General features: G+C 65.0%; 11 protein-coding genes. 5 read left to right on the top strand and 6 right to left on the bottom strand.

Features of this window, described 5'->3' with window-relative positions; translation table 11 throughout:
* The 3 genes from QZX79_RS08475 to QZX79_RS08465 all read right to left on the bottom strand — a co-directional run.
* On the bottom strand, nucleotides 1-533 hold a 533-nt coding region (locus QZX79_RS08475; protein ID WP_294567525.1), incomplete at its 3' end, for an MFS transporter.
* Between the two features lie 183 nt (nucleotides 534-716).
* On the bottom strand, nucleotides 717-1,256 hold the full coding sequence (locus QZX79_RS08470; RefSeq protein ID WP_294567523.1) for a TetR/AcrR family transcriptional regulator: 540 nt from the start codon (nucleotides 1,254-1,256) through the stop codon (nucleotides 717-719).
* 3 nt (nucleotides 1,257-1,259) lie between these two features.
* Nucleotides 1,260-1,838 carry a sugar O-acetyltransferase gene (locus QZX79_RS08465; RefSeq protein ID WP_294567521.1) on the bottom strand — a complete coding sequence of 193 codons (579 nt, stop codon included), beginning with the start codon at nucleotides 1,836-1,838 and terminating at the stop codon, nucleotides 1,260-1,262.
* Between the two features lie 128 nt (nucleotides 1,839-1,966).
* Here QZX79_RS08465 and QZX79_RS08460 point away from each other — a divergent pair, with 128 nt between their 5' ends.
* Nucleotides 1,967-2,236 carry a three-helix bundle dimerization domain-containing protein gene (locus QZX79_RS08460; protein ID WP_294567519.1) on the top strand — a complete coding sequence of 90 codons (270 nt, stop codon included), beginning with the start codon at nucleotides 1,967-1,969 and terminating at the stop codon, nucleotides 2,234-2,236.
* A gap of 221 nt (nucleotides 2,237-2,457) precedes the next feature.
* On the opposite strand, the gene QZX79_RS08455 is transcribed toward QZX79_RS08460, so the two are convergent.
* A complete protein-coding gene (locus QZX79_RS08455) occupies nucleotides 2,458-3,978 on the bottom strand; it encodes a PucR family transcriptional regulator (protein WP_294567517.1) in 1,521 nt (506 codons plus the stop codon).
* A gap of 172 nt (nucleotides 3,979-4,150) precedes the next feature.
* Here QZX79_RS08455 and QZX79_RS08450 point away from each other — a divergent pair, with 172 nt between their 5' ends.
* From QZX79_RS08450 to QZX79_RS08440, 3 genes are all read left to right on the top strand, one after another.
* Nucleotides 4,151-5,659, top strand: coding sequence for an amino acid permease (locus QZX79_RS08450; protein ID WP_294567515.1), 1,509 nt, complete (start codon nucleotides 4,151-4,153; stop codon nucleotides 5,657-5,659).
* Complete coding sequence (locus QZX79_RS08445) at nucleotides 5,656-7,356, top strand: NAD(P)/FAD-dependent oxidoreductase (protein ID WP_294567513.1); 1,701 nt, start codon at nucleotides 5,656-5,658, stop codon at nucleotides 7,354-7,356. Before QZX79_RS08450 ends, QZX79_RS08445 begins: the two co-directional genes overlap by 4 nt.
* Before the next feature lie 508 nt (nucleotides 7,357-7,864).
* Nucleotides 7,865-8,137 (top strand): hypothetical protein, encoded by a 273-nt coding sequence (locus QZX79_RS08440; RefSeq protein WP_294567511.1) that lies wholly within the window; start codon nucleotides 7,865-7,867, stop codon nucleotides 8,135-8,137.
* 545 nt (nucleotides 8,138-8,682) lie between these two features.
* On the opposite strand, the gene QZX79_RS08435 is transcribed toward QZX79_RS08440, so the two are convergent.
* A complete protein-coding gene (locus QZX79_RS08435) occupies nucleotides 8,683-9,450 on the bottom strand; it encodes a hypothetical protein (RefSeq protein ID WP_294567509.1) in 768 nt (255 codons plus the stop codon).
* Nucleotides 9,451-9,741: 291 nt separating this feature from the next.
* Between QZX79_RS08435 and QZX79_RS18565 the strand changes: the two genes are divergently transcribed.
* Nucleotides 9,742-10,128: a nuclear transport factor 2 family protein gene (locus tag QZX79_RS18565; protein ID WP_366484821.1), complete on the top strand. Its 387-nt coding sequence runs from the start codon at nucleotides 9,742-9,744 to the stop codon at nucleotides 10,126-10,128.
* A gap of 366 nt (nucleotides 10,129-10,494) precedes the next feature.
* Here QZX79_RS18565 and QZX79_RS08430 read toward each other — a convergent pair.
* The coding region (locus QZX79_RS08430) for a hypothetical protein (RefSeq protein WP_294567506.1) at nucleotides 10,495-10,770 on the bottom strand (276 nt) is incomplete at its 5' end.

Here is a 10,770-nt window from a genome sequence, read left to right as displayed (position 1 = left end):
TTCGCGCTCAGGTGCACGCCGCGCGGTATGCCCAGGGCGACCGCCGCGCCTCCCATGAGTCCGCCGGTCATGGCCCCGATGGACCAGACGGCGTGGAAGGAGTTGAGGATCGAGCGCCCGTAGAGCTGTTGGACGCGCAGGCCGTGGGAGTTCTGGCCGACGTCCGTGAGGGCGTCCATGGCGCCGCCGAGAAGGAGCGCGGCGGCAAGGACGAGCCAGGACTCGGCGAATCCTGCCGCGGCGACGCCGATCCCGGTCAGGACGGTGCCGGCGACGGCGACCCGGGAGGAGCGGAAGCGCCGGATCAGGGTTGCGGCGGCCAGTCCCGCCAGCAGTGCTCCCAGCGGGAAGGAGGCGACGGCCAGGCCGTACTCGAGATTGGCCAGACCCAGGTCGGCCTTGATTTCCGGGTAGCGCGGCAGGATGTTCGCGAACAGTGCGCCATTGGTGAAGAACAGGGCGGCAACGCCGGCCCGGGCACGGCGGGCCCGGCGGTCCACCGGCGGGCGGGCTGGAGCGTACGTGGCGGTCATGGGTAATCCTCGGCAGTAATGGGGAAGGTGATGGGGGAAGAGGGCATGCGGGCATGCCGAAGGACGGAAGGGACAAGCGATCCTGCGCCGCCCACAGGGTAACGGTCTACCGCTGGCGGCGCTCCCGGCGGCAGGAGCAGCCACTGACCTGCAGGGGCCAGAATCTGCCGGAAAACGCCCCGGTCAGGTCAGGAGCCGGCGTACCGCGCGTTCGGTGTCGGCCCGGGGCCGGGCGGTCTGGTCCAGGCTGGTGTGGATGAACAATCCCTCGATCAGCGCGTCGAGGTCGAAGGCCGTCTCGGAGTCAACGAACCGCTCCAGGGCGCTGCGGCTGTTGCGCATCCACCGGTGGGTGATGCGCCGGAACTCCGGCTGCCTCGCCGCCAAAGTGTAGAGCTCCAGGCTGAGGACCAGATCCTCGGGGGACTGGACCAGGTCACGATGCACCAGATCCGCGACGGCGCCGATCAGGTCATCGATGGAGTGGGCGGCGAGAACCCGTTCGGAGTAGCGCTGGAAGATCCGGTCGGCGTACCGGGTGAAGGCTTCGAGCAGCAATTCGTCCATGTCGGTGAAATGGTAGGTCATCGATCCCAGCGGAACATCGGCGTGCTGGGCCACTTTGCGGTGTGTCGTTCCGGCGACCCCGTTCCCGGCGATGACGGCCAGGGCGCTGTCGATGATGCGGTCACGCCGCTGCGGATCATGCCGCCGTTCGGCCACCGGCTAAATCTCCCGGACGACCCGGGCAGGGTTGCCGACGGCGACGACATTGGCTGGGATGTCCCTCGTCACGACCGCGCCCGCCCCGATCACGCTGTTGTCTCCGATCGTGACTCCGGGAAGCACGATCGCCCCGCCGCCGATCCACACGTTGTCGCCGATGGTGATCGGCTGTGCGGCCTCGAGCTTGTCCCGCCGCGGCTGCGGTTCCACCGGGTGAGTGGGTGTGAGCAGCTGCACGTTCGGGCCGATTTGGCAGTCCGCCCCGATCACGATCGGGGCGACATCCAGGGCCGTGAGGTTGTAATTGATGAACGTCCGTGCCCCGACGGTGATGAAGGAGCCATAGTCCACGTACAGGGGCGGCCGGATGTGGGCGCCCTCGCCCAGCTCCTGCAGGAGTCCGGCAAGGATCGGCCGGGCGGCGTCCATGTCCTGGACGAACGCCGCATGGTATTCGTTCGTCATTCGAACCGCCCGCTGCTGCTGGGCCGCGATCTCCGGATCGTCGGCGATGTAGAGGTCACCGGCGAGCATTCGCTCATGGTTGGTCCGGGAATCACCGGGGAAGTAGTCGATCATAAGTACAATCGTACACATAGCTATGTACGAATGTACATTCAACGCACGGGCCCATTTCCATCAAGCCCATCCGCCGGGTGAACGCTTCGAGCGACTTCTGAGTGGCGCGGGTCCGTCATGGAAGCTTGATGTTCCGTAACGGTCCGCTGCCGGGGTCATCTGCTGGCTACACTGACGCGATGGAGGAGAACAGCCGAGACCATGTCGTCATGCGTATCGTTGACCGGCTGGCCGCCCGCTATCCGGAGGCGCCGCGGCCGCAGGTCGAGGTGATTGTCGAGGAGGAGTACGACACCTTGGATGGAGGCCGAATCCGGACTTACATTCCGACCCTGGTCGAGCACAGTGCACGGGACCGGATTTACCGCGAGTTCACCAGCCAGCGCCACGACCGCTGACCGGCCCTAGCTCCGCTGGTTGACACCATCGACCGGAAGGTAGGATTCCTGCCCGTTGGAATCCGCCCGCTCGTTCGAATCATGACCGTGCCCGTCAGCGGCGGCCCGTCTGTTCCACAGACTCATCAGCTAAAGGAGTGTCTCGCTGCGCGGTGATGCGGGCCGCCCGCAGCGGGCGGTGGGCCGGCCTGCCTTCCGCCTGACCGGCTCGGGAAGGCTCCCTAACTCTCGGGCATGAACTGCAGGGCGATCAGCAGTTCGGCCCTGTTCGATGCATCGTCCATGTCGAGGCGGAGAAGGTCGGCGATGTGCTGAATGTGCCGGCGCACGGTGTTGCGGTGCATTCCGAGCGCCCGGCCGCTGGCGTCCCAGTTTCCATGAGCGTCCAGCCAGCACCGCAGAACCTGCACCAACAGCCGCCGGCGTTCTTCGGGCAGCGTATCGAGCGGCGAGAACAGGCGCCCGGCGATCAGCCGCCCCGACTCCGCACCCAGCAGGCCTGTCACGGACCACTGGAGGTCCTCAAGCCGGACGCTCGCACCCTCGGTGCAGGCCCGCCGGCGGGCGGCCGCGACCCGTGCGTTGCCATCGGGCAGGCCTGCGGGCCCTACAGGCTCCCCAACCGCCACAATCCATCCGAGTTGTTCAAGGTCCGACAGGACCCGGTCCGGGACAGCGGACCGGGTGATGGCGGCAAACCCATAGTCGGTCAGGTCCACCAGTCTTGTGTCCAGAAGGCGGCGTAGCTGGATCAGCTCCTGCAGCTCCTCCGGGGCGGGTGGAGGCCACGGGAGACTCCGCTGCTCCCGATGGCTTCCTTGAACAATCCGCATCGGGTTCCGCTCCGTCCCGGCCATGCTTTGAGCGAGCAGGCGTGCAAGTGTCCGTCCGGTATCCACGGGGTCCTGCATCAGCGCGGCGCGATCGAGAAGCAAGGCGGTCGCCAGGCGGCTTGGCCCGAAGTTGCCGACCGACCGCTGCCTTAGGAGGACTTCCAGCAGCCCGACGGCGAGTGAGATCGCCGTGGTCTGCGGCGGCGTGAAGCCGGTGTCCGAGCCCAGCACCAGGGTGCCGAGGTTGATGTCACGTTCGTTGCGCAAGGGATGGCCCACCACATGGGCGGCCCGCGGGGCCTCAAAGCCGGTGACCTCGACCCGTGGCCCCTTTCCGGCCAGTATCCGGTGCTGAAGGGGCCGCAGCTGCTCCCGGGGAACGGCCTGTTGGCCGGCCGAAGCAGCGACCCGGCCATCGTCATCGGTCAGGACGACCCAGGCGTTCAGCTCCCGCGCCAGCACGGCAAGCAGTTCCCGCTCAGGGCTTGTTGAGAGGACCGCCCGGAGCATCCGACGGTTGACCCGCAGCAGGTCCTGCGCCGCCCGGTCGCTCTCGGCCTCCAGCATGCCGGCGAATTTCCGCGTAACGGCCACGAAGGGGATGCTCTCGGGGATGCGCAGCAGGGGCAGTGCGTGGCCCAGGCAGGCCTCGCCCAGACCGGCGGGTACGGCGTCGTGCACCGGTGAAACTCCGAGGCCCAACGCGGTGACCCCGGCCCTCACCAGGCGTTCGACATATGCCGCTATGGCCGGCCTCGAGGCCCCTGCCAACACGATGCCCGCGGTGAGCAGCAGTTCGCCGCCCAACAGGAACGGCGTGGGGTCCTCCAGCTCGCTCGTGGCCACCCACCGCACTGACCGGAGCAGGCTTTCCTCCGGGACGTGGACCACCTCGAGCTCGCCGGGCATATGTTCAATAAGTCGGGTGAGTGGAAGCCATGCCGGGGACGCCCCGCCAGCGTTCCCTGGTGCACTTAAGCTCATGGAGCTTAACTATAGGTCAATTTGTCCCATGTGAGAGCGGGGTCACACGTCTAATGTCTGTGGAGACCAATGGCCGCTCATCGTAAGGGACGCTTCCATGACCATCTCACCTCCGGTGCGGCAGCGCCCGGGTTCACGACTGACGCTCGGTCGCCAGCTGAGCCGCCGAAAGCCGCTGCAACAGATGATTCGGGAGTCCGATTCCGGCAGTACGGGCCTGATTCGCAGCTTTGGGCTGCTGCAGCTCACCATGATCAGCGTGGGGGCAACGCTGGGAACCGGGATCTTCGTGGTGCTCGGCGACTCCGTGCCCATCGCGGGACCGGCTGTGTGGATCTCCTTCGTCATCGCCGGTGTCGCGGCCATGCTCTCGGCACTGTCCTACGCGGAGATGGCCGGTGCCGTTCCCGTGTCGGGCTCCAGCTACTCGTACACCTACGCCACGATGGGCGAAGGGATGGCATGGATCTGCGGCTGGTGCCTGCTCCTGGAATACGCGGTCTCCGTCGCCGCCATCGCTGTCGGAGCCGGCGAGTACCTCACCCAGATCGCGGCGATCTTCGGCATCATCCTTCCCGAATCCCTCATCCAGCCCCCCGGCGAAGGCGGACTTTTCAACGTCCCGGCGGTCGCTGTCGTGCTGTTGGCTACTGTTTTGCTGATCCGCGGAGCGAGGGAAAGCGCCCTGGTCAACACCGTGCTGGTGGTCCTGAAAATTGCGGTGCTGCTGTTCTTCATCCTTATTGCCTTCACCGCCTTCGACTCGCGCAATTTCGACCCGCTGCTGCCGATGGGCACTGCGGGCGTCGCTGCTGCCGCCTCCCGCCTGTTCTTTTCCTACATCGGGTTCGACGCCGCCTCCACGGCCGGCGACGAGGCGCGTAATCCGCAGCGGGATCTGCCGCGCGCCATCATCCTTTCCATGGCGATCATCACGTCCCTCTACATTCTGGTGGCGGTTGCCGCCATTGGCGCCCGGCCCTGGAATTGGTTCGACGGCCAGGAGGCGGCTCTCGTGGGGGTCCTCCAGGAAATCACCGGCCGGCCCTGGGTGTCGCTGGTGTTCGCCGTAGGCGCCGTCCTTGCCATCATCAGCATTGTGCTGGTTGTGCTCTACGGCCAGACCCGCATCCTCATGGCAATGTCCCGGGACGGGCTCATTCCCCGCATCTTCAGCCGGGTGTCTCCCCGGACCGGCACACCGACCGCCAACACGCTGATCACCGGCGGAGTCATCGCCGCCGCCGCCGGGCTCGTTCCGCTGGGAGAGCTCGCCGACGCCACCAGCATCGGCACGCTGTTCGCCTTCAGCCTGGTCAGCGTGGCCGTCATCTACCTGCGCCGAAACCGTCCGGACCTGCCCCGGACCTTCCGCGTCCCGCTGTACCCTCTGACGCCGATTCTCGCCGTGGCCATGTGCATGTTCCTGATGGTCAACCTCGGAGGCGCCACCTGGGTGGTCTTCGCCCTGTGGATGACCGTTGGGGGAGCGGTGTATCTGGGATACGGGCGCCGGCACTCGACCGTGGCCGCCATGACCGACGAAGATTACGCGACAACTTCCGCTGCCGGCACCGCCGCCAAGACCACACAGGACCACGAATGACCATTGCGGCCGACATCAACCATTCCGGGCCCGGCTCCGCGCCGATCACCATGCTGAATCCCGACTTCCCGTTCAGCTATGACACCTATCTGCAGCATCCCGCAGGTCTGGGCAGCGTCCCGGAGCATCTGCTGGGCACGAAGGTCGCGGTCATCGGGGCGGGCCTGGCGGGCTTGGTGACTGCCTACGAACTCATGAAGCTGGGTCTGCACCCGGTGGTGCACGAGGCCGGAGACATCGGCGGACGGCTCAAGACTCAGTCCTTTGCCGGAGCCCCCTCCGTGACCGCCGACCTGGGCGGGATGCGTTTTCCGGTGTCTGGACGCGCGTTCTACCACTATGTGGACAAGCTTGGGCTGGCCACCGAGGCTTTCCCCAACCCCTTGTCAGACGTCACCTCCAGCACCGTCATTGAGCTTGGTGGCAGGTCACACTACGCCCGCACCCCTGAGGAGCTCCCCGGATTCTTTGGCGAGGTCGCACAGGCCTGGCGTGACGCCGTCGATGACGGGGCACAATTCCTGCAGATGCAGGAAGCCATCCGGGCCCGCGACACCGGCCGGATCAAGAAGCTGTGGAACACCCTGGTGAAGGATCTGGACGAGCAGACCTTCTACGGCTTCATCGCAGCCAGCAAGGCCTTCAAGGAAGCCGGCTTCGAGCACCGGGAAGCTTTTGGGCAGGTCGGCTTTGGGACGGGCGGCTGGGACACCGACTTCCCCAACTCGATCCTCGAGATCCTCCGGGTCGTCTACACGGACGCCGATGACGGGCACCGCAGCATCGTCGGCGGCGCCCAGCGCCTGCCCGAAGCCCTGTGGCACCATGCACCCGAGGACATCGCCCACTGGCCCGCGGGAACGTCGCTGGCTTCCCTCCACAACGGCTCTCCCCGCGGTGCCGTCGTGCGGATCACCCGCCCGCCCCGGGCCGGCGGCGGCGTCGGAGACTTCAGGATCGAGGAGAAGTGGGGCCGCGCCGCGCAGTACCCGGCCGTCGTCTCGACCTGCCAGTCGTGGCTGCTGTCCACGCGGATCCACACCGAGGAAGAGCTTTTCTCCGCGCCGATGTGGACAGCGATGGAGCGCTCCCACTACATGCAGTCCTCCAAGACCTTCGTCATGGTGGACCGGCCCTTCTGGAAAGACATCGACCCTGACACCGGGCGCGACGTCATGAGCATGACGCTCACTGACCGGCTGCCGCGGGCCACCTATCTGCTCGACAATGGCCCGGACAAACCGGCCGTCATCCTGCTGTCCTACACCTGGAACGACGACGCCCTGAAATGGCTGGCTCTGGACGCCGACGGGCGGGTCGAGCTGATGCTTCACTCGCTCAAGCAGATCTATCCGGACGTCGATATCGCCTCCCACATCATTGGGGAACCCATCACCGTCTCCTGGGAGTCGGACCCCAATTTCATGGGGGCGTTCAAGGCGAACCTGCCCGGCCATTACCGCTATCAGCAGCGGCTGTTCACCCACTTTGCTCAGGACCGGCTGCCCGAGCATCAGCGTGGGATCTTCCTCGCCGGTGACGACATCTCGTTCACTGCGGGTTGGGCGGAAGGAGCAATCACCACCGGGCTCAACGCAGTATGGGGTGTCGTGAAACACCTGGGCGGAACGAGCACCCCGGGTAACCCCGGCCCGGGTGACTCAATCGACGAACTGGGCCCCGTAGCCCTGGACTGACACCAGAACTATGCCCGTGCGATTGCTGACGACAGGCGTGCCTCTGGTCCCGTCAGGGTGAACGCTCAACGCACCCACGGACCTATCCTCAGGACGATGCCCGGAGGAACCCAGATCCTGCACCCAGTTGCATTGGCGGGATACCACGAACCGCTTCCACCTCCACGAAAGAGAACACGTCATGAAAACCTCCACTGTCCCGGTTGAAACCATCCCTGAAGTACGAGGCTCCATGACCGCACGCCGCCGTTCCGTTCAGAGGATGCAGTCCGAGGCGAGCAACGATGTCTGCTCAGGATTCCCCTCCCAGGACTGTCCGTATTGCTGCGGTCCTGAAACGGACTGATCTCCGCCTCACGTTCACATCCGCCCGAACTCTGGGTTTCCAAAGCCGATGGCGGATAGAGGTGAAATACGGCTGGTCCGTTAAGGTCACTTCATCCTGCAAAGAAGCGCCGCACCCTGTGAATGCGGGGGTGCGGCCGGTTGGGCCGAGGCTATCTGGTAGGTGAGCGGCACCAGTCCCAATCCTGTTCTTGCCCGACAGGATCTGAGGAAGTCCCTGCTCCTGCTCGGCGGATTCACCGCCGCCCTGTGCTGGTGGATCGGGCTGACCGGCTTCATCAACAGCGGGGGCGGCGCCGCCGTATTCTTCGGCATTCCCGTTCTCCTGACGCTCGGAGCCTTCTTGGCCTCGCGCAGGCGCAAACCCCGTGCGCCCAAACACCTCCAAAAACCCGCCACCGGCCGGCCGTCGTCCGCCTTCAGCGAGGGCCAATAGGGTCCCTGACCATCATCGGAGTCTTCACGGCGGCCCTGTGCTGGTGGATCGGTGTCGTGGGATTCGTCAACGCCGGCGGCGGCGCAGGAGTGTTCTTCACCATCCCGCTTCTGCTGACCCTCGGAACCCTCTGGGCCGCCCGTAACGGGCCCACAGGTAGCGCCCGCCGGCCTAGCCGGTAGGTGTCTTATAGAGCAATCCCCCAACGAGCAGTTTCGCGGGCGGGTGGACCGCGGCCACGGAGCGATCATTGTGGGCACGAAGCCCCAAGTACTGCAACTGATCACCGCGTCGCCGGTGTGTGCCACCCGGCCCGCTCAGCCCCTAAGGCCGGAGTGAGGGCCGCACCGGCGTGTGCCCTCACTCCAATGCTATTTCGGGGTTAACCCCTACCCAGGGTCGACCCGGCCTTTGACTTGCCGGTCTTGCTCGTTGAATTGGACGCAAGCTTCGCGCCGGCCTTCGAGAGCTGACTCTTGGATGGTTTGGCAGATTTTCCCATGGTCTTCTCCCTTGAACTGTTGCTGCGAGTGATATTTCTCAGGCTAGAGGCTGCTTCCGACATTCCTTCCCGAAATGACTGGGTGCTGGAGCCAGATGCCTGGTTCGACGTATGTCCCGTTGTCCTGTTCGGTGTCGACATCGAGGGTGGCCAAGCCTCCGTCGATAACGTATGTACCGCTGGCGGGGAAGACCAGCCCCGTCCAGGACTCCCACTCGGGGACGGTTCCGGTCATGGTCTGGGATACCTCGATGGGGCAGAGCACTTTTGCCCCCATCCGCAGGTGGGTGCGCAGCCACGGATCAAGTGCCTGACCGTCGTCGCGGGTCCAACCGGCGTAGCTGCCGATCGGTGTCAGGGGGTAGCGGTGCTTCAGGGTAGGCCGCAGCGGGACGATCACCGATTCCAGACCGTACCCGGGGGCAAGATCGATAAATGCGTTCAGGAGCCGGGCGGCAAGCCCTGTTCGTTGGACGCCGGGGTGGAGCTGGGCTGCGCAGATGACGAGGGTGTTCGGCGCCGCGTTCCCGTCGAAATTGGCGAGGGCTCGCAAGAGGGTTCCGGTGAACCCGGCAGGCAGGTCCCCGAGGGTCCCGTTCCACCGGACGGGGACGGCCCATCCGGTGGCCACCAGCCCGGATGCGGCGACGGCGGCGAGTTCGAGGTGGGCGAATTCGCCGCGTACGCGGTCCCAGATGGCGGCCACCGTCTTGTCGGCGGAGATGAAGGCCGGCCATGCCCCGTCGGATAGAGTGGCCAGCTCGGAGTCGGCCCGGGGGCGGGCGTTGAGGCGTTCGATCGTCACTGACATGAGGTGAGTCTATGATCCTGCCCAGATCAAGGGGCGTTGAAAGTGGCCAGGATCAGGAGCGAGGGCAGCTTCCGGGGTTCGGATCAGCAGGGGCACGGTTCTCCAGGGCCATCGCTCAACGTACATTGTCTTGGGTGGGTGAACCGACAGCGGATCCGTGTGGGTTTGTCTGTTTGGAACCGCAGACGTCAGGGTCTTCAGTCCGCCCGGTTGACTGATCCGCGGTTTCTTTGCCATCTTGTTGGCAGGGCATTTGTTGAGTTCGGGCCGTCATGATGACAAGCTCGTTCGGTGACGGCTGAACGAGACGTGTTGGATACGGCACTGAAGCGGGTTGAGTTCCTGCGCAGACGCGACGCTCGGTCGCTTACCGAACTCCTGCACCCGGCTTTTGGCTGGACTTCCCATACGGGGGAGCATTTCAATCGGGACGCGTACGTCCGTTCGAATACCGGAGGCTCCGCGGAGTGGCACGGACAGGAACTCCGCGACCCAAAAGTCACTGTCCTGGGTGAAACCGCAATTCTCCGATGCCTTGTGGTTGACGATGTCTCTACAGGGCAGGGTCGCAGGCAGTACCGCATGCCAATGACCCAGGTGTGGGTGGATCGGGGTGGGGCCTGGCTGCTGCTGGCCGGACATGCGGGCCCGTTGCTGGAATCCGCTGACCAGGCATAACCCTTACTTGTCTTCTGATCGCATTTGTTCCACCCGTTCAATCTCGCACAGCGAATGGGTTCCCCTCAAGGGCCCTCGTCAACTGTCCGCTGAAGGATCCCTCACCGGGCGCTTGTGCGGGCGGGTCTAACGTGGTGGGGGAGCGGTGTGTAGTGGCGGGATGTGTTCACTCGGCCTCACGATTGTTAGTGGGTGTGCGCGCTGCTCTTTGGGAAGTTGTTCGGACAGGAAGTTGGGTATCTCGCCCTTGTCGGACCACTCGAGGCGCCTCGGGCAACACGATAGGTAGGTGGCTGCAGATGGGATTGGAGATGCAAAAGCTAATTTTCAGAACCGCTGCCGACAGGGTGACGATGAAATTCCAAGTTACGTTGATGTATTCCATAACCCGGTGCATAAGAAACCATCTCTGATATAGACCTGCTCAAATTTCGAGGGGTACCCCACGGCATAAATCAGGAACATCACGCAGAGCCCGCCGAGTAGGCCAATCACCGACCAGCACCGATCATCGGGTTTCTGCCACCATTTGTCGTCCGCCCATCCGGAACTGAAGCACATGGCACTTGGCATGGTTGAGCCAGCTTCGGTGCGGCGTGCGCTGGTCCGAAGTGGCGACCAGGGATGGCCGCGCAGTAGGCC

It is taken from the genome of uncultured Arthrobacter sp., assembly GCF_902805515.1.
GTDB lineage: Bacteria > Actinomycetota > Actinomycetes > Actinomycetales > Micrococcaceae > Arthrobacter_D.
Note: the sequence above shows the minus strand (reverse complement) of the source record. Positions and strands in the feature narration are given on the sequence as shown.